Genomic DNA, 19054 nt, shown 5'->3' with positions numbered 1-19054 from the left:
ATGGCCAGGCCGGACTTGTCGGAATTGACAGTCCTGCCATCCGACAGGTCGTGGGGCTCAGCGCCAAGCCTCGACTTCCGTTCATTGTCGGGGGGCCGAAGTCAGCACATCGCGCGGTATGTCGAGCCGCGCGATGGGATACCACCCGGAGCCGTCGCGCCCGTCGCGCGCCAACCGCATCGGGGGGTAATTGACCACATGCGACGCGCCGGGCTTGTGCTGTGCCCAATCTATCGACACGCTCAGCGTGTAGTTGCCCGGCGGCAGGCCTGCCACGTCGACGGCCACCGTCTCGATGGACGACCGTGCGACCGGCTCGGTACGGGAGTCGTCGCCGGATTGGTCTTGGACCAAGGTCTTCAGCGTCACCTTCGCGGGTATGGTACGGACCACCGCCCCCGAGAAATCGACCAATCGATAGCGGGGAACCCAGTTCTCGGTGGCGGCAGCGGAGCCGTAATTGGTCCAGGTGACACCGAGCGTCGCCTTTCCGTCACCCATCGACGGCGATCCTGGTTGCGCTTCGACCGAGTACCGGTAACCGGCGACGACGTTGGCCTTCGCCCACAACAAGTACAGCGCCGGGTCCATCGCAGCCGTCGAATCCACGGCCGGGAAGTTGTAACTCGACGTCATCGACACGTGGTACTTGACCACGTCGCGTAGGCCCTTTTCGTAGTAGGACCGCGGATCGGTTCCGTTCGGTAGCTGACACCATTCGGTGATCACCGGCGCTGTGGCCATTCGGTTTTTCAGCTCGCCGACTAGCGGGTCCTTCGACTGCACATAATGGGAGCCTTCCTTTTCGGCCCATGCGGGCAAAGGCGGCTGGACGCCGAGACAGTCCGCGCGGATGCCGACCGGCGCGGATAGCTTGCGCGTGACATCGTCGGCGAGCAACTGACGCACGATCTCCGGGTTCAGCGCCGTTGTCACCAATTGCGTATGGGGAAAGGCGTTTACGTTTGCCGCGACCAGCTGACGAATGGAGGCGATCGAGATGCTTTGGTCACGAAATTGGCTGTAATAGCCCAGCTTTGCCACGCTCTCGTCGGGCCCCGGACCCGGAGCGCCCAGGGTGTCACGTAGATACGAAATGTGGTTCTCGCTGAAATCTCCGTAACCGGAGAACTCGAAAACGCTGAGCCGCTCGTCACCGTCGTAGCGACGGCCCAATGCGGCCAACAACTGGGCGAACGCGTTCAGGTAGTTGGGGTCGTTCCAGTTCGGAACCACCTGCGTGACCCCCGGGGTCCACCAATACCGTTGTGGACCCGTGTAATTGGTGGCGGCAGGCCACACCCAATCGGGAATAGCGATGTTGGTGTTGTTCGGATAGACGGTGTCGCAACACGAGTGGTAGGCCACCACACGAAGGGTCAGCCGCATATTTCGGCCGGCCAGCTTCGTCAGTGCGTCGTCAATCGCGCTGAAATCGAATTTGCGATCGTCCGGCGCGTCGGGCGGCAACGTGTTCGGATCGACGGGCTGCAATTGTCGCCACGTAATACGCAAACTGGCGTCATACGACGCCGGCCACGCGGGATATCGCTGTTGCGCGGGATTGCCTTGCGGGAAAAGCGGCGCCAAGAGATCCTCGTACTGGCCGCGCAGTGGATTGGGCACCTCCTGCACGGTCAGCGGTATGGCGGGACTGACGATCGCGGTCAGCGGCTCGGAGCCACCGCGACGACCGCATCCGTTCGCGGTCAGCGCCAAACACAGCGCGATGACAACCGCCCGATGCACCGCCGCGGTCAAATGCATCGACTGCTACCTCTCTAGTGGCATTTCGCAACCGTCGCCAGTCCTTGGCAAACGTCAGTCCGTCGCGCGGGATGTCAAAGGTTACAACAGGCTACAGCCCATTGCCGGGCCGCACGTCCAAATCCGGGCAGCTACCCAAAAGCTCGTCGCTGCAAAAGCGCCCTTGGGGGGCGACTCGCATCGACTAAGCTGATGACTCCGCAGTTCGGGCAGGAGATCATCGCAGGTGGCTGTCGCACGCTCGGTCAAACATTGGCTCGCGCCTGCGGCCAAAAGACTCGCACCGCGCCGGTTCTGGCGGCGCAAATTTCGCATCCTGCAAGACCTGGGGCAGTCCCGCCCGGACATCCAGCTGGTGGCCTCGTTGTGCGATCCCCACCGGGTCTCGTTGGACATCGGAGCGGATCTCGGCGAGTTCACGATCGCGATGCTGGCGTCGTCGCGGTCGGTGATCGCGTTCGAACCCCGGCCGACCCAGGCCGGGGATCTGGCAGCGATGTTCGACGCGGTCGGCGCCGCGGTGCAAGTGGAAGCGGTGGCCCTGTCCGACGAACCCGGCGTGATGACCATGCGGGTGGTCGCCTCCGAGCCGGGCCGCAGCACGGTCGAGGCCGGCAACGCGCTGGGCGACGTGAACGACGGCACCATCCAGAGCATCGACGTGCCGGTCCGTCGCCTCGACGACCTGCCCCTGTCCGACGTCGGCCTGATCAAGATCGACGTCGAAGGTCACGAGCTTGCCGTGTTGCGCGGCGCCACAGCGACACTCACACGGCACCGCCCGGCGATCGTGGTGGAGGCCGAGGAACGCCATCACCCCAACGCGGTCGGCGAGATTACCAGGCTGCTGACCGGGCTCGGCTACGCGGGTTACTTCGACGTCGACGGCGCTCGGCGACCCATCGACGAGTTCGACCCGGCCCGGCATCAGGATCCGGCCAACGTCGGCAGCCGGGAAGACGGCTGGGCGGCCCACGGCGTCTACGTCAACAACTTCGTCTTCGTACCCGAAACCCGCTGAGCGACTGCTAGAGCGAACCCAACGACGATGACTCGCGATCGGCGAGAAACGGCATCGGCATCCACCGCGCGGACAGCAGCGCTTCCATCGCGTCGCCGGGGATGGGCCGCGACAGCAGGAAGCCCTGCGCCCGGTGGCACCCGTGTTGCATCAAAGTCAGTGCGGCAGCGGGTGTCTCGACGCCTTCGGCGACCACTTCGAGGCCGAACGCCTCGGCGAGCCCGATGATCGCGCGCACGATGGCCAGGTCACCGGCGTCGGTGCCCACGTCACGCACGAAGCCGGCATCGATCTTGAGCATGTCGACCGGCAGCGACTTCAGGTGCGACAGGACGGCGTAACCGGTGCCGAAGTCGTCGATGGCGATCTGCACGCCCACGTCCTTGAGCTCCGCCAAGGTCTTTCGCGTGGTGTCGATGTCGTGCACCACCGCGCGCTCGGTGATCTCCAGGCACACCGACTCGGCATCGATCCCGAACTCACCGATGGTGTCGGCAACGCCTTGCACGAAACCGCGGCTGATCAGCTGAATGGGCGACACGTTGATGCGCAACATGGCGCCTTGGCCCACTCCGTTGGCGCGCCACCGGCTGAACTCGGCGCACGCGCTGCGCATGACCCAGCCGCCCAACTCCGCGGCCAGGTTCGTCGATTCGGCGACCCCGATGAAGGCGTCGGGCAGCAGCAACCCCCAGATCGGATGGCGCCACCGCACCAGCGCCTCGGCGCCCACGATGGCGCCGGTCCACAGGTCGACCTCGGGCAGGTAGTGCAGGACCAGGCCTTCGCTTTCGATATCGCCCTGCAGGTGCAGCTCGATGTCGTTGCGGAAGGCCCGTTTCAGCGACATGTCATCGGTGGACACCGCGGTCTGGTTGCCGCCGGCGCGCTTGGCCGTCAGCACGGCCTCGTCGGCCCGGCGCAGCAGATCGGCGCAGTTGTCGTTCCCCGGCGCACCCATCGCCAGCCCGATGCTGACGGTCCGGCTGATCACGTGGCCACCGATGGTCAATCGGTCGCACAGCATCGCCGACAGGCGACGCGCGAACGCCTCGGCGTCCTCCGACGACATCGGGCGGTCCGGGATGACCACGAACTCGTCGCCGCCCAGCCGGGCGATCATGCTCTGGCCTCCGGCGCACTCCTCGATGCGTTGGGCGAACATCGTGATGAACCAGTCGCCCGCGGTGTGGCCGAGGTAATCGTTGATGGGCTTGAGCCGGTCGAGGTCGAGGTAGAAGACCGCGACGGGCCCGGGGCTTCCGGCCGCGAGCCGGTCGGTCAGGTGTGCGACCAGCGCCCGCCGGTTGTAGACGCCGGTCAGGTCGTCGTGTTCGGCGAGATAGCGGAGCCGTTCTTCGGCGACGATGCGCGCCTGCAGCTGAGCGAACAGGGCGGCGACGGCCTCGAGCGTGTTGATCTCGTCCTGCTTCCACCTGCGGGTGCCGAACTTGACGAAGCCGAGCACGCCGGTGGTCGCGTCGCCGGATACCAGCGGCGCGACGGCCAGCGAGGGGGTGACCGGTGCCGCGCCCCGGTTGAGCAAGCGGCGAAGCCAGCCGTTGGCCTGGTCGGGCCGGGTCACCACGGGCTTCCTGAGGCGCTCGCATTGGGCGAGCGCCGACTCGGCGCCGTCCCACTCGAGATCGGCCATCGGATCGGGGCCGGCGGCGTCGGGTCGTCGCGGCCACTCGGCCACCAACACCGCGGCGGCGGCGTCGTGATCGTGGTGGCGCAGGAAGCTGGCGTCCACATCGAATTGCTCGACGAGCTGGGCGAGAACGTTTTCGCTGACCCGGGTCGCCGTGGACGCCGTGGCCTCCATCAGCTGGGTGGCGACGGAGGTGACCACCAGGTCCAGGCTGCGCGGCACGGGTCCTCCGATACGGGGCACACGGCGACCCCGTTGAAATGCCCGTCGACGGGGTCCGAGAGTTCGCTCGGTTGTTTGCTGGTTGCATGTCCAGCCGCGCGCGGCGTGGCCGGAATCCGTCCGGAAACGGTATCACGCAGATTCGCGTCGATCAGGACTTACGACGAGCTGCCGGCGGGCGGTGCGTGGCCGGCGCCGGGACGCGCCACTAGCCGTTTGCTGAGGCCGCGTCGCTGGGGATGTCGAGGGTGGCAATGGGGTACAGCCCGGAGCCGTCGCGCCCGTCGCGGGCCAGGGCCATGGGCGCGTAATTGACCACGTGTGAGGCGCCCGGCGTGTGCTGTTGCCATTCGACCGAGGCGCGCAGCGTGTAGTGACCGGGCGCCAGGCCCGCCACGTCCACGTGCACCGATTCGGTGGCCGACTCGGGCACCGGTTCCTCGCGGGACTGGCTGGACTCGTCGTGCACCAGCGTCTTGAGATTGACCGTCGCCGGCAGGCTGCGAACCACCGCGCCGGAGAAGTCCACCAGCTTGTAGCCGGGCACCCAGCGTTCGGTGGCCGCCGCCGACCCGTAGTTGGTCCACGCCACCGAGATGGTCGCCACCTTGCCCTGGATCGATTGCGACCCCGGCTTCGCCTCGACCGAATACCGGTAGCCGGCAGCGGTATTGGCCTGGGCCCATACCTGGAACAGCTTGGGATCCATCGCCGACGTCGCGTCGCGGTCCGGGAAATCGGCGCTCGACGTCATCGACACGTGATACCGGATGACGTCGTGCAGGCCCTTCTCGTAATACGACCGGGCGTCGGCTCCGCTCGGCAACCGGCACCACTGGCTGACCACCAGCGCCGTCATCAGCCGCTGTTTGATCGCGTTGACGACCGCGTCGCTGGAGCGGACGTAGTGTGAGTCGTTGGCCTCGGCCCACTCCGGCAGGGGCGCCTGCACGCCGAGGCAGTCCGCGCGGATCCCGACCGGCGCGACCAATTTCTTGGTGACGTCGTCGGCGAACAGTTCGCGGACGATCTCCGGATTCTGCGGGGCGACGACCAGCTGGGTGTGCGGGAAGGCGTTGACGTTCGCCGCCACCAATTGCGCGATGGACGCCTTGGTGATGCTCTGGTCGCGAAACTGGCTGTAATACCCCAGCTTTGCGGCGCTCTCGTCGGGGGTGGGGCCCGGTGCGCTCAGCGCATCGCGCAGATACCCGAGTTGGTTCGCGCCGAAGTCCCCGTACCCGGAGAACTCGAACACGGCCAGGCGCTCGTCGCCGTCGTAGCGGCGGCCCAGCGCGGCCAGCAGCTGACCGACGCCGCCCAGGTAGCCGGGGTCGTTGAAGTTCGGCACCACATGGGTGACGCCCGGGGCCGAACCGTTCGCCGGCGCGGGGTAACTGGCGGCCGAGGGGCGCAGCCAGTCCGGAATCGCGATGTTGGTGTTGTCCGGATACGCGTCGTTGCAGCAGGACTTGTAGACGTACACGCCCAGGGTCAGGCGCATGTTCCGGCTACCGAGCTTGGCCAGGGCGTCGTCGATGGCGCTGAAATCGAACTTGCGGTCGTCGGGCGCATCGGGGGGCAGCGTGCGCGGATCGACGGGCTGCAGCTGCCGCCACGAGACGCGCAGGCTGGCGTCGTACGACGCCGGCCACGCAGAATATCGCTGTTGAGCCGAATTTCCTTGCGGGAAAAGCGGATTGAGCATCTGCTCGTATTGTCCGCGCAGCGGGTTGGGGATCTCCTGGGCGGTGGGCGGGATCGCCGGACTGACCATCGCCGACAGCGGTCCGGGGTCGCTCTTATCGCCGCAGCCGCCGAGCACCACCGCCGCGCACGCGACAGCCGCCAGCACGCGTTTCCTCAAGGAGCACACGATGGCCACCGGCGTCAGATCGCGCCCGACGACAACGGCCCGCGAGGGCTGCGCGACTGCGCCGATGCCGGCGCGGCGCAAGGCCCAGTCACAGCGAAGGTCGTCGTCAAGGTTGCTTCTCCCAATACGCACCGATGCGCGTGCAAGTGGCCCCATTTCGCGCGTTGCAGTGGTGCGTGCATCCGGCCCGGGGCAGGCCATGAATTGGCGTAGCGCAGCGTATCACGCGCGTTTCGGCATGGCTTCGCCGCAGCTCAGCGGGGGTGCGGCCGGCACTTGACCGGTCGCGCCGATGGGCGCGCAGTGAGACGGGTCACAATTGCGGGCGCACCTGTCACGCTCGTCGGGTCTGCGGTGTCTCAAGGGCACAGGTCCTCACGAACAGGAGACAGTCATGACCGAGTCGGCCCCCGCAAGAACCCATGTCGTCGTTGTCGGCGCCGGATACGCCGGCACGCTGGCGGCTAACCATCTGCGCCAGCGCCCGGACATCGACATCACCGTGGTCAACCCCCGCCCGGTCTTCGTCGAGCGGATCCGGTTGCACCAGCTGGTTGCCGACACCGGCACGGCGACCGCCGATTACGCGACGCTGCTCGGCGAGGGGATCCGGTTGGTCGTCGACAGCGTCGAGGTCATCGAGGCCGCCGACCGGCGGGTCCTGCTGACCTCGGGCGCCGAGCTGGACTACGACTACCTGATCTACGCGGTGGGAAGCACGGGCGCGGTCGCATCGGCGGCGCCAGGCGTTGCCGAATACGCGCATTCGGTCGCCGACCTGGAAAGCGCGCAGCGCTTGCACTATGCGCTCACCGATCTGCCGCTGCCCGCGCCCATCACGGTGGTCGGCGGCGGGTTGACCGGCATCGAGACCGCCTCCGAGCTGGCCGAGGGCGGGCGCCCGGTGACCCTGGTGTGCGGCCCGGTCCTCGGTCCGTCGCTGAGCAAGCGGGGCCGGCGGTCGGTGGCCAAGCGGCTAGGGCGCCTGGGCGTCAACGTGCTCGAGTCGGTCGCGGTGGAAGAGGTGCGCTGGGATGCGGTGGTGCTCACCGACGGCGTGGTGCTGCCCAGCGCGGCGACGATCTGGACGGCCGGATTCGCCGTGCCGGACCTTGCCACGCGCAGCGGGCTGCACACCGACCCGATGGGCCGGCTGCTCACCGACGAGACGCTGACCAGCATCGACGACGAGCGCATCGTCGCCGCGGGTGACGCCGCCGCGCCGTCGGGTCAGCCGTTGCGGATGAGCTGCCAGGCCGCCGGCCCGCTGGGCGCCCAGGCCGCCAACACCGTGCTCAGCCGGATTGCCGGCGAGGTCCCCGCGGCGCTGAGCCAGGCGTTCGTCGGGCAGTGCATCAGCCTGGGCCGCACGCACGCCACCTTCCAGATGGCCCGCACCGACGACACCCCGGTGAACATGTTCCTCGGCGGCCGGGCGGCGGCGTCGCTCAAGGAAGCGATCTGCAAGGGCACGCTGTGGTCGATCCGGCGCGAGGCCGCCAAGCCCGGTTCGTACCGCTGGATCAAGGGCGGCAAGCGGCCCGCGCAGTCACCCGCCGAGGAGGTCACCGCGCGATGACGCAGGCACCGGCCGGCAGCGAGCACGCCGAACGGTTCACCCTGCTGCGGCCACTGCTGTTCACCATCGCCTACGAGATGCTGGGCTCGGCGACCGAGGCCGACGACGTCTTGCAGGACAGCTATCTGCGGTGGGCGGCGGTCGACTTGGCGACGGTGCGCGACACCAAGTCGTATCTGGCCCAGCTGGTCACCCGCCAGGCGCTGAACTCGCTGCGGGCCGGTGCCCGCCGGCGCGAGGACTACGTGGGGCCGTGGCTGCCCGAGCCGCTGCTGCTCGAGGAGCAGGACCCCGCGGCCGATGTCGTTCTGGCGGAGTCGATTTCGATGGCGATGCTGGTGCTGCTGGAGACGTTGAGCCCCGACGAGCGGGCCGTGTTCGTGCTGCGCGAGGTGTTCGGTTTCGACTACGGCGAGATCGCCGAGGCGGTGGGGCGGCCGGCCCCCACCGTCCGGCAGGTCGCCCACCGGGCGCGCGAACACGTGCGCGCCCGGCGGAAGCGATTCGACACGGTGGATCCGGAACGCAACGCCGAGATCACCGCGCAGTTCCTGGCCACCGCGGCCGGTGGCGACGTGGATGCGCTGATGACCATGCTCGCCCCGGACGCCACCTGGACGGCCGACAGCGGCGGTGTGGTCAGCGCCGCCCGCCGGCCGGTGGTCGGCGCCGAGAAGGTGGCCAGGGCCATCACCGGCCTGATCCGCCGGGCCGCGACCATGGGCGCCGTGCGGGTGGAGATGGTGACCTGCAACAGCGCCCCGGCGGTGCTGCTCTACCTCGGCGACCGGCTCGAAGGCGTCATCACGGTCGAGATCGTCGCGGACAAGATCACCAACTTCTATGTGATGCGCAATCCGCAGAAGCTGGCGGCGCTGGCCACCGCCCGCGACATCAGCCGCGGCTGACCGCGACGATCGCAAACGCGGTATAGGCCGGGCGCCGGGGCACCTCCCGCTTGCGGGGGACGGGTCGCCGCCATCCGACCAGCGCGCCGACGCCGGGGGTGCGAAACGCCGCCGCTCTGACAAGCTAGAGCTGTGCGCATCGACCGGCTCGGCGATCTTGGCGCCGCACCCCAGGTGCTGCGCGCGGTAGGTGACGCCACCAGCCGGCTCGGCCTACCCCCGCCCGCCGCGCTGACCGGTGAGTGGTTCGGCGCGCTGGCAGTGATCGCCCCGAGCCTGTCGGTGCGCCCGGTGCGTGCCGACGACGTCTTCGCGGTCCCGGTGTCGCGGACGCCCGAGCCGCGCGCGGTGGGCGGCGGCTGGATCGGCTACCTGTCGTATCCCGATGCCGGCGCGGACGCCCGGCCCCATCGCGTTCCCGAGGCCGCTGGCGGCTGGACCGACTGCGTGCTGCGTCGCGACCGCGACGGCCACTGGTGGTACGAGAGCCTCTCCGGTGCGCCGATGCCGGAGTGGCTGTCGACCGCCCTGACCACACCGAAAGCCCCGCCGCGCGACTGTCACATCGACTGGGGCAGCGCCGACCGGGCGGCGCACCGCGACGGCGTGCTGGCCTGCCTGGAGGCGATCCGCGCCGGCGAGGTGTACCAGGCCTGCGTGTGCACACAGTTCGCCGGCGCCGTCACCGGCGCCCCGCTGGACTTCTTCATCGACGGCGTCGCGCGCACCTCCCCGGCGCGGGCGGCCTACGTCGCCGGCGCCTGGGGTGCGGTGGCGTCGCTGTCCCCGGAGCTGTTCCTGCGGCGGCGCGGGACGACGGTGACGTCCAGCCCGATCAAGGGCACGCTGCCGCTGGACGCGTGGCCGTCGGCGCTGCGCGCGTCGGCCAAAGAGGTCGCCGAGAACATCATGATCGTGGACCTCGTCCGCAACGACCTGGGCCGGGTGGCGATCGTCGGCACCGTGACCGTGCCGGAATTGTTGGTGGTGCGCCGGGCCCCCGGCGTGTGGCACCTGGTCTCGACGGTGTCCGCGCAGGTCCCCACCGAACTGCCCACCTCGGCGCTGCTGGACGCCACCTTCCCGCCGGCCTCGGTCACCGGGACCCCCAAACACCGCGCCCGCCAACTGCTCTCACAGTGGGAGCCCAATCGTCGTGGAATATATTGCGGCACAATCGGATTGGCCTCACCCGTGGCCGGATGCGAGCTGAACGTGGCGATTCGCACCGTCGAATTCGACGCCGCGGGTGGGGCGGTGCTAGGCGTCGGCGGCGGGATCACCGCCGACTCCGACCCCGACGCCGAATGGGCCGAATGCCTGCACAAGGCATCGCCCATCGTCGGGCTGCCGTCGATCGCGGCCGCGAGCGCGGCGGGCTAGTCGCGGCGGGACCGCAGCACCGCGTCGTAGAGCTGGCGCGACCGGACCCCCGGATACCCGCCGGCCACCTCGCCGCAGGCGTCCTTGATGCGGGCGCCGCCGGCGATGAGCTCCTCGACCTCGGCGACCAGCGAAGGCAGGTCGGCGCGCGGGGTGGCGCCGGCCAGCACCACCGTGATTTCACCGAGCACCCCGTCGGCCGCCCAGGCCGCCAGCTCGTCGAGCGAGCCGCGCACCACTTCCTCGTGCACCTTGGTCAGCTCCCGGCAGATCGCCACCCGGCGTGCGCCGCCGAGCCGCTCGACGGCGTCCTGCAGGCACGCCGCCAACCGCCGCGGGGATTCGAAGAACACGCAGGTGCGCCGCTCGTCGGCCAGTGAATCCAGCCACGCCCGCCGCGCCGCCTTCTTGCGCGGCGCGAACCCCTCGAAGCAGAACTTCTCGGCCGGCAGACCGGACACGGCCAGCGCGGTCGTCACCGCCGACGGCCCCGGCAGGCATCGCACCGGCAGGCCGGCCTCCACACAGGCCGTCACCAACCGATAGCCGGGGTCGCTGATCAGCGGCATCCCGGCGTCGCTGACCACCAGCACCGTCGCGCCCGCGCGGATCGCCTCGATCACCGACTCCACCCGGGAGCTCTCGACCTGGTCGAACATGCTGATCACCCGGCCGGTGATCCGCACATCGAGGGCCTTGGCTAGGGTGCGCACCCGCCGGGTGTCCTCGGCGGCCACCACGTCGGCTCGGGCCAAGGCGTCGAGCAGGCGGGGCGAGGCATCCGACGGCTGGCCCAGCGGGGTCGCGCCCAGCAACAGGCGGCCGGTGGTCATGACCGACAGCCTACGATCGACACCGATGACTGCCCCGCCCCGCGAATCCCCCCTGAACGTCGAGGGTGCCGTGACGGAACGCGTGGTGCCCGTCGTCAGTCCCGGACCGCTGGTGCCCGTGGCCGATTTCGGCCCGACCGATCAGGTCCGCGGCTGGGTGGTGACCGGCATCATCACGCTGGTGGCGGCGATCACCCGCTTCCTCAACCTGGGCTCACCCACCGACGGCGGCACCCCCGTCTTCGACGAGAAGCACTACGCCCCGCAGGCCTGGCAGGTGCTGCACAACCACGGCGTGGAGGACAACCCCGGGTTCGGCCTGGTGGTGCACCCGCCGGTCGGCAAGCAACTGATCGCCCTGGGCGAGGCCGTCTTCGGCTACAGCGGCATCGGCTGGCGATTCACCGGAGCGCTGCTCGGCGTGGTGATGGTCACGCTGGTGCTGCGGATCGTGCGGCGGATCAGCCGCTCGACGTTGGTCGGCGCGATCGCCGGCGTGCTGGTGATCTGCGACGGCGTCAGCTTCGTCGCCTCGCGGACCGCCCTGCTCGACGGCATACTCACCTTCTTCGTGGTCGCGGCGTTCGGCGCGCTGATCGTCGATCGCGACCAGGTGCGGCAACGGATGCACATCGCGCTGCAGCAGGGTCGCAACGCCGACACGGTGTGGGGCCCGCGGCTGGGCGTGCGCTGGTGGCGGTTCGGCGCCGGGGTACTGCTCGGATTGGCTTGCGGCACAAAGTGGTCCGGCCTGTACTTCGTGCTGTTCTTCGGGGCCATGTCGCTGGCCTTCGACGTGGCCGCGCGGCGCCAGTATCAGGTCACCCGGCCCTGGCTGGGGACCTTGCGCCGCGACCTCGCCCCCACCGCGTATGCGCTGGGCGTCGTCCCGGTGTTGGTGTATCTGGCCAGCTATGCACCCTGGTTCGCCTCCGAGACCGCCATCGACCGGCACGAGGTCGGCCAGACGATCGGACCACATTCGCTGGTGCCGTTGCCCGACGCCATCCGATCGCTGTGGCACTACACCGCCAAGGCGTTCCAATTCCACGCCGGCTTAACGAATTCCGCGGGCAACTACCACCCGTGGGAATCGAAACCGTGGAGCTGGCCGATGTCGTTGCGCCCGGTGCTCTACGCCATCGACGAGCAGAACGTCCCCGGGTGCGGCGCCCAGTCGTGCGTAAAGGCCGAGATGCTGGTGGGCACTCCGGCGATGTGGTGGCTGGCGGTGCCGGTCCTGGTTTTCGCGTTGTGGCGCATGCTGGTTCGCCGCGACTGGCGGTACGCCGCGGTGCTCGTCGGCTACTGTGCGGGCTGGCTGCCGTGGTTCGCCGACATCGATCGGCAGATGTACTTCTTCTACGCGGCGACCATGGCGCCGTTCCTGGTGATGGCCATCGCGCTGATTTGCGGCGACGTTCTCTATACGCCCGGCGCGCCGCCCCGGCGGCTGCGGCTGCAGCTGGAGGCGAATTCGGAGCGACGCACGCTGGCGTTGATCGCCGTGTGCGCGTACGTGGCATTGGTGGTGACCAATTTCGCGTGGCTGTTCCCGGTGCTCACCGGCCTGCCGATTTCGCAGCAGACGTGGAACATGGAGATCTGGCTGCCCAGCTGGCGCTAGCGCGCATTGCGCCGAGATTGCCATGAGGGCTGTGCTTTGGCCCCGATCACGACCATGGCGGCAATCTCGACGTCGTGTCAGTGTGCGGACGCATCATAAGCCCGTGACGGAGGCCTTTCTCGGTAGCGAGGCAATAGCATGTGGCGGGCTGACCCGCGGCCAATTGCGTTGGAACTACCGGCGAATCCACCGAAACGTTTACCTTCCGAAACACGGTTCGAGGTCGCTGCGGGACAACATCAGCGGAGCATGGCTATGGTCTGGGCGTCGGGGAATCATCGCTGGCCGCGCCGCCGCCGCGCTCCATGGGGCCAAATGGGTCGACGAGTTCGCCCCGATAGAGATCATCGGGCCGTTCCACCATCCGCCACCCGGCATAGTCGTCCGCCGTGAACGAATCAGTGCCGGCGAAGTCGTTGATGTGGACGGGCTACTTGTCACCAATCTGGCGAGGACCGCCTTCGATCTGGCTCGGCACCTACCGCGCGGACTAGCAGTCACCCACCTCGACGCGTTGTCCGCCGCGACCGGTGTCACCGCCGCCGATGCGATTCCGTTGATCGCGACTCATAAAGGAGCGAGAGGCGTGCGGCAGTGCCGAACGGCCTTGTCGCTGATGGACAGCGGTGCGCAATCACCCAAAGAAAGCTGGCTGCGACTCGTCCTCATAGACGCCGGGCTACCTCGCCCTGCCACGCAGATCCGAGTTACCGACGGCCGCTTCGTGGCTTATCTGGATATGGGTTGGGAACAGCCGATGGTGGCGATCGAATACGACGGCGAACAACACCGCACCGATCGAAGCCAGTACGTGAAAGACATCCGGCGAGCCGAGACGCTGAGCCGACTCGGCTGGAACGTGATCAGAGTGATCAACGAGGACCGGCCCAACGTCATCGTGCAACGCGCTCGCGAGGCACTGACGCGCCGTTCGGCGCCGAGATTGCCATGAGGGCTGTGCTTTGGCCCCGATCACGACCATGGCGGCAATCTCGGCGCGCTACCTACAACAGGTCGCGGGCGACCGGGCAGGACATGCACCGGGGACCGCCGCGGCCGGTGCCCAATTCGGATCCGGCGATGGTCAACACCTCGATGCCGGCGTCCTGCAAGCGAGTGTTGGTCTGCGCGTTGCGCTCATAGGCGACCACCACACCGGGCGCCAGCGCCAGCGTGTTGTTGCCGTCGTCCCACTGTTCGCGTTCGGCGACGACGGGATCCAGCCCGGTGTCGATGACCCGCAGCTTGTCGATTTCCATCGCCTTGGCCGCGGCCTCCAGGAACGGGGCCTCGTCGCTGATCGCGACGCCGTCGGGGGTGCGCGCAATCGTGAACGCCGACAGCGAGTCGACGATGTTGGCGTACATCACCACGGTGTCGGTGTCGACCATCGTGCACACCGTGTCCAGATGCATCTGGGCGCGCCGCTGAGCGATCGGCACCGCGAGCACGGTGTTCGCCAGGTCGTCGTCAAACAGGCTGCGCGCCAACGCTTCCGCGCCGGCGGGGGTGGTCCGCTCCCCCACCCCGACGGCGACGACGCCGGGCGCCAGCAGCAGCACGTCACCGCCCTCGACGGGCGCGGTGCGCGACTCGTAGGCGCGGCGCACGCCGGTGAACCGCGGGTGGTGGGCGTAGATGAGGTCGGTCAGCGAGGCCTCGCGGCCGCGGGCGCGCAGCGCCAGCGTCGGAATCACCACCCGCCGTCCGATCCAGATCGACGAGTCGCGGGTGAACACCAGGTTGGGCAGCGGCTCGATGACGAAATCGCCGCCGTGGTGCATGCGCAGCACCAGCGACACGTCGGTCCGGGTGTCCGCCGGCAACTCGTTGAACGTCATGCCTGCCATCAGCACCTGGGCCAGTCGGGCCGGCTCGAGCCCCCGCAGGTATGCCGAAAGTTCTTGCGCCAACGGCACTCCGAGCCGTCGCGCGTCGACGGCGGCCGCGACGCCCTGCATCCGCGCGGCTCCGCTGTGCGTCAGCGCCTCGGTGAGCAGATCCGACAGCAGCAGCACCTCGATACCGCGCGACCGCAACAGCGCGGCGAACCGGTCATGCTCGTCTTGCGCGCGGGCGACCCACGGCAGGCCGTCGAACAGCAGCTGGTCGACGTTGCGCGGGTTCAGCCGGAGCAGCTCGGCACCGGGACGGTGCAGGATGACCACGCGCAGCGCGCCGACCTCGGAATTGGTGCCCAGCTCGACAACACCCACAGCTCAACCGTAGCGGCGCCGGGGCACCCCGTCCCGCCACACGCGCGCCGCGCGCGCCGCGCCATCGAACGGATGTGCGATAAACTCGGCGTCGTGGAGATCGCGGTTCAAGGCTCCCTGTTCCAGCACACCGAGCGCCGACAACTTGGCGACGGCGCGTTCATCGAGATCCGTGCGGGCTGGCTCACCGATGCCGACGAGCTGCTCGAGGACCTGCTGTCGAGGGTGCCCTGGCGCGAGGAACGCCGGCAGATGTACGACCGGGTGGTCGACGTGCCGCGGCTGGTGAGCTTTCACGACCTCGCCGTCGACGAGCCGCCGCATCCGGAGCTGGCCCGGCTGCGCCGCCGACTCAACGACATCTACGCCGGCGAACTCGGTGAACCCTTCACCACGGTGGGGTTGTGCTGCTATCGCAACGGCTCGGACAGCGTCGCCTGGCATGGCGACACCATCGGCCGCAGCAGCACCGAGGACACCATGGTGGCGATCGTCAGCCTGGGCGCCACCCGCGCCTTCGCGATGCGCCGTCGCGGCGGCGGCCCCTCGCTGCGGCTGCCGCAGTCGCACGGCGATCTGCTGGTGATGGGCGGGTCATGCCAACGCACCTGGGAGCACGCCGTGCCCAAGACGACGGCCTCGGTGGGTCCGCGGGTCAGCATTCAGTTCCGGCCGCGAGGCGTGCGCTAGGCGCGGTCAGGCGCGCACCGCCGACACCGCTTTGACGAGCAGGTCGCGGGCGCGTTGGGTATCGACCGGGGCCACGGGCTGGTCGGGAATCACCAGCGGGTTGGCGATGACGATCACCTGGTAGTCGCCGAATGCGGCCGAATAGTCGTACAACTCCCCGGTGCGCGGGCCACCCGGCGTCAGCGCCTGCATGACGCGATGCACGCCCAGCGTGCGGGTGCTGTCGATCTGCGGCGCCTCGACCACCTGGACGCCGCCGCGCATCTGCGGGCCGGCGAAGGTCACCTTGGCGCAGTCCTTTCCGGGGTCGTTGAGGGGCAACGCTTTTGAGGTCTCCAGCGCGATCACCACGAACCGGTTGCCGCGGCCCTCGGCGGTGACCGCGGACATGTTGCCCTGCAGATCGGCCGGCATGTCGGGCCCGGCCGCCACTTTCGCGCAGTTCGCGGGGTCGAACGTCAACCCGTCGGGCAGCTTGCGACCGGCCAGGAACTTGGGGTCGATTCCCCGCTCGCTGATGTCGCTGACCTTGTACTCGGGTCCGAAGCTGGACTTCACGTCGACCACCTTGCTGATGTCGACCTTCGCCGGGTGAGTGGCCGATGAACAGCCGGCCAAAACGCAGACGGCAGCGACCGCGAGCAACATCTTGGACATCGTGGCCAATCTACCCAAGCCGGGAGCTCAGCTGCGCAACGTGGACACCGTTTTGGCGAGCAGATCCGCGGCGAATTGCGGTGGCAGCACCGGAAGCGCTGAACCCGGATCGGTGGTCAACGTGGTGAACGCGTAGTAATTGCCCAGGTAGGCGGTGAAAGTGTAGATGTGCGAATCGATTTCGGTGCCCGACTCGACCGACGACTTCACGTCGGCCACCATGCCGACGGTTTGGACACCTTCGACGTGCGGCGCGTCGATGAGGTGGACATGCACCACGGTGTTCCCGGCGGTCTCCGACCATTGGGCGCACGCGGTGACCAACTCGTCGGGGAAATCCACCGGCCCCGGCAAAGCCACCACCACCGCGTTGACGATCCCGCCGCTGCCGGAGGCCGAGATGCCCTGCGCCGACTGGTCGCGCCCGTTCCCGGGGTCGGCGAGCGTCCCACACGTGGCGGGTTTGGCCTGCAGGTCGTCCCCCAGGCTCCAGATCACCCGCGGGGAGGCCGCGCTGGGAATTCCGGTGGTCACCTCGTAACCGGGCGGCAGGTCGCGCACCACGCGTTTGATGTTGGCGGGATTGACGGCAGCGTTGTTGGTCGACGTCTTTGCCGGGACGGCCGGGGGTTTGGGCGCGGGTGGATGAGCACACCCGGCGACGGCCAACGTGAGCGCGGTAGTCAGCGCCGGGCCAATCCCGAACGGCCGCATGAGGAGTTGATAGCACAGGACGCGGCCATGCCGTCTCCCCCACGCCCGTGCAGGGCGGTCGGAATAACCTCCGTCACGCCGGCTTAGGGGGGACGACGTCGTCGTCAACCGCGCCGGCGGATTCGAAACTCTCCTGATGGTCCGCAGACTCGCGGGAGCTGGAGCGCTACGGCACCGGTCTCAGCCGACGGCCTCGATCACCTGGCGGGCCACCCGTTTGATCTGTTCGACCTCGTCACGGCGGAACGGCAGATGGCGGGGGTGGGGCACGTCGATCACCGTGGTGATGACGCCGACGTCTTCGCGCTGCCAGACGGCGCCGTAACGATCCATGATCGCGCGCATCGGGCCATTGTCGGAAAGCATTCGCGCGGAGAACCTTTCGATCCCGTCGATCTCGGCGGCGATCGACAGCGCGCTGATCAAATAGGTGCCGATGCCGCGGCCCTGATAGGCGTCGGCGACGGTGAAGGCGATCTCGGCGACCGTCGGGTCGTTGGCGTCGCGCACGAAGCGCGCGTCGGCCACCGGGTCGCTGCCGTCGGTGACCACCCACACGAAGTGATCGACGTAGTCGACCTCGGACAGGTAGTGCATCAATGCCGGGGTGGGCAGTCGCGGGGTCATGAAGCGCCGATACAGCGTGTCGCTGGAGAAGTAGATGTGCCCGTGCACGGTGCGCTCGCTGTCGCCGGGAAGCACCGGGCGCAACAGCAGCAGTGTGCCGTCACGAACGCGGATCGGGATCGGCGTGATGAACGCGGCGAGCCGCTGGCGCACGGTGCGCAGTAGCCGCGGCGTGATGCCGGGGATGTGCACCATGCTGGCGAAGGCCCCGGTGTCACCGATCCAACCGGTCAGCGGTTCGGCGGTGGTCACCGTCGCGGTGCGGGGGATGTCACGCAGCAGGGCGATCTCGCCGACGATCATGCCCGCGGATGCGTGCTCGACGATCACGACGCCGTCGTCGCCGACGTGTTTGATCTCGGCGGTACCCGAGGAGATCAGCAGAAACGAGACGGCCTGCTCGCCCTGCCGCATCAGCACCTGGCCGGGTCCGGCGCGCAGCGGCTGCAGGCGGCCCGCCAGCGGGGCGAGGTCTTCGGCCGGACATCCCTTGAAGATGTCCATCGTCGCCAGCTCGTCCACCCGGGCGCCGGTCAGTCCGGCCACCGCTATGGACCGCCGCCCGCAGCGCCGCCACACCGCTCTGTGCGTCGCGGTGATGCCATGACCTGCCCGCCTGGTTGCCGTCGTCTCCCGCACCAGCCCGAACAATCCTGGCTGCGGTCGGATGTTGCCCAGGTTATGAGCAGGTTGCGGCCGCGGCAAGGATCCGCGGGCGTTCATGACCACTAACGCGCCGCTTGTGCGCTCACAATCAGCTCGACGGCGGCCGCCAGATCGTCGACCACAAAGTCCGCGTCGGCGGACTCATCGCCGCCTGGGCGCAGCAGCACGGTCACCGCTCCCGCCGCCCGGCCGGCCATCACGTCGGCGTCCCCGTCGCCGATCATCACCGACTCGGCCAGATCGAAATCGTGCTCTTGCGCCGCGCGCACCAACATCCCGGCCAGTGGCTTGCGGCAGTCACAGCTGTTCGCCGCGTGCGGGCAATGGTAGGCGGCATCGAGCCGGGCGCCGTCGCTCGCCAGCAGTTCCTGCAGGCGTTGCTGGATGGCTGTGAAATGTGTTGGTTCGGCGGGCTTTTCCGAGAGCCACCGCTGGTTGGTCACCAATACTGTTCGCAGACCGGCGGCGTTCAGGGCGGCCACCGCCTTGGCCGCGCCCGGCAGCAGTACCAACTCGTCCGGCGATCTGATGTATTCGCCCTCGGCGGCCTTGACGTTGATGGTGCCGTCGCGGTCCAGAAAGACGGTGCGCACATCGCGCAGATCGGGTGCGGGCAT

Annotated in this window: 16 protein-coding genes; 7 read left to right on the top strand and 9 right to left on the bottom strand. The window is 68.6% G+C overall.

Features of this window, described 5'->3' with window-relative positions; translation table 11 throughout:
- Nucleotides 1-81: 81 nt before the first annotated feature.
- A complete protein-coding gene (locus tag AC5Y5B_RS04725) occupies nucleotides 82-1767 on the bottom strand; it encodes a copper resistance CopC family protein (protein WP_500004083.1) in 1686 nt (561 codons plus the stop codon).
- A gap of 226 nt (nucleotides 1768-1993) precedes the next feature.
- On the opposite strand from AC5Y5B_RS04725, the gene AC5Y5B_RS04720 reads away from it, so the two are divergent.
- Nucleotides 1994-2788 carry an FkbM family methyltransferase gene (locus tag AC5Y5B_RS04720; RefSeq protein ID WP_112631904.1) on the top strand — a complete coding sequence of 265 codons (795 nt, stop codon included), beginning with the start codon at nucleotides 1994-1996 and terminating at the stop codon, nucleotides 2786-2788.
- Nucleotides 2789-2795: 7 nt separating this feature from the next.
- Here AC5Y5B_RS04720 and AC5Y5B_RS04715 read toward each other — a convergent pair whose 3' ends face one another.
- Together AC5Y5B_RS04715 and AC5Y5B_RS04710 are read right to left on the bottom strand one after the other, a co-directional pair.
- Nucleotides 2796-4661 carry a putative bifunctional diguanylate cyclase/phosphodiesterase gene (locus AC5Y5B_RS04715; RefSeq protein ID WP_500004079.1) on the bottom strand — a complete coding sequence of 622 codons (1866 nt, stop codon included), beginning with the start codon at nucleotides 4659-4661 and terminating at the stop codon, nucleotides 2796-2798.
- Nucleotides 4662-4869: 208 nt separating this feature from the next.
- Nucleotides 4870-6540 (bottom strand): hypothetical protein, encoded by a 1671-nt coding sequence (locus tag AC5Y5B_RS04710; protein WP_500004741.1) that lies wholly within the window; start codon nucleotides 6538-6540, stop codon nucleotides 4870-4872.
- Between the two features lie 391 nt (nucleotides 6541-6931).
- Here AC5Y5B_RS04710 and AC5Y5B_RS04705 point away from each other — a divergent pair, with 391 nt between their 5' ends.
- The 3 genes from AC5Y5B_RS04705 (at nucleotide 6932) to AC5Y5B_RS04695 (ending at nucleotide 10407) form a co-directional block, all read left to right on the top strand.
- Nucleotides 6932-8116 carry an NAD(P)/FAD-dependent oxidoreductase gene (locus AC5Y5B_RS04705; RefSeq protein WP_500004077.1) on the top strand — a complete coding sequence of 395 codons (1185 nt, stop codon included), beginning with the start codon at nucleotides 6932-6934 and terminating at the stop codon, nucleotides 8114-8116.
- Complete coding sequence (locus tag AC5Y5B_RS04700) at nucleotides 8113-9024, top strand: RNA polymerase sigma-70 factor (RefSeq protein ID WP_500004075.1); 912 nt, start codon at nucleotides 8113-8115, stop codon at nucleotides 9022-9024. Before AC5Y5B_RS04705 ends, AC5Y5B_RS04700 begins: the two co-directional genes overlap by 4 nt.
- A 132-nt stretch (nucleotides 9025-9156) precedes the next feature.
- A complete protein-coding gene (locus tag AC5Y5B_RS04695; protein WP_112631900.1) occupies nucleotides 9157-10407 on the top strand; it encodes an aminodeoxychorismate synthase component I in 1251 nt (416 codons plus the stop codon).
- On the opposite strand, the gene rsmI is transcribed toward AC5Y5B_RS04695, so the two are convergent.
- Entirely contained in the window at nucleotides 10404-11240 is an 837-nt protein-coding gene (rsmI, locus tag AC5Y5B_RS04690) for a 16S rRNA (cytidine(1402)-2'-O)-methyltransferase (protein WP_112631899.1), read from the bottom strand. The genes AC5Y5B_RS04695 and rsmI overlap by 4 nt on opposite strands.
- An 82-nt stretch (nucleotides 11241-11322) precedes the next feature.
- Between rsmI and AC5Y5B_RS04685 the strand changes: the two genes are divergently transcribed.
- Both AC5Y5B_RS04685 and AC5Y5B_RS04680 read left to right on the top strand, forming a co-directional pair.
- Complete coding sequence (locus tag AC5Y5B_RS04685; protein WP_165821751.1) at nucleotides 11323-12867, top strand: dolichyl-phosphate-mannose--protein mannosyltransferase; 1545 nt, start codon at nucleotides 11323-11325, stop codon at nucleotides 12865-12867.
- Between the two features lie 103 nt (nucleotides 12868-12970).
- The gene (locus AC5Y5B_RS04680; protein ID WP_500004072.1) at nucleotides 12971-13819 is read left to right on the top strand and encodes an endonuclease domain-containing protein; all 849 of its coding nucleotides are present in this window, start codon (nucleotides 12971-12973) and stop codon (nucleotides 13817-13819) included.
- A gap of 52 nt (nucleotides 13820-13871) precedes the next feature.
- Here AC5Y5B_RS04680 and arcA read toward each other — a convergent pair whose 3' ends face one another.
- Complete coding sequence (gene arcA / locus AC5Y5B_RS04675; protein ID WP_112631897.1) at nucleotides 13872-15083, bottom strand: arginine deiminase; 1212 nt, start codon at nucleotides 15081-15083, stop codon at nucleotides 13872-13874.
- Nucleotides 15084-15176: 93 nt separating this feature from the next.
- On the opposite strand from arcA, the gene AC5Y5B_RS04670 reads away from it, so the two are divergent.
- A complete protein-coding gene (locus AC5Y5B_RS04670) occupies nucleotides 15177-15773 on the top strand; it encodes an alpha-ketoglutarate-dependent dioxygenase AlkB (RefSeq protein WP_205869038.1) in 597 nt (198 codons plus the stop codon).
- Between the two features lie 6 nt (nucleotides 15774-15779).
- Here AC5Y5B_RS04670 and AC5Y5B_RS04665 read toward each other — a convergent pair whose 3' ends face one another.
- From AC5Y5B_RS04665 to AC5Y5B_RS04650, 4 genes are all read right to left on the bottom strand, one after another.
- Nucleotides 15780-16430, bottom strand: coding sequence for a DUF5642 family protein (locus AC5Y5B_RS04665; RefSeq protein WP_112631895.1), 651 nt, complete (start codon nucleotides 16428-16430; stop codon nucleotides 15780-15782).
- A 27-nt stretch (nucleotides 16431-16457) separates the two neighbouring features.
- Nucleotides 16458-17144, bottom strand: coding sequence for a DUF5642 family protein (locus AC5Y5B_RS04660; RefSeq protein WP_500004069.1), 687 nt, complete (start codon nucleotides 17142-17144; stop codon nucleotides 16458-16460).
- Nucleotides 17145-17324: 180 nt separating this feature from the next.
- On the bottom strand, nucleotides 17325-18275 hold the full coding sequence (gene pat / locus AC5Y5B_RS04655) for an acetyltransferase Pat (protein ID WP_112631997.1): 951 nt from the start codon (nucleotides 18273-18275) through the stop codon (nucleotides 17325-17327).
- A gap of 224 nt (nucleotides 18276-18499) precedes the next feature.
- Nucleotides 18500-19054, bottom strand: a complete 555-nt coding sequence (locus AC5Y5B_RS04650; protein WP_500004067.1) for a D-glycero-alpha-D-manno-heptose-1,7-bisphosphate 7-phosphatase — start codon at nucleotides 19052-19054, stop codon at nucleotides 18500-18502.

The organism is Mycobacterium sp. NGS33 (genome assembly GCF_059812885.1).
This window is presented reverse-complemented; position numbering and strand designations above follow the sequence as displayed.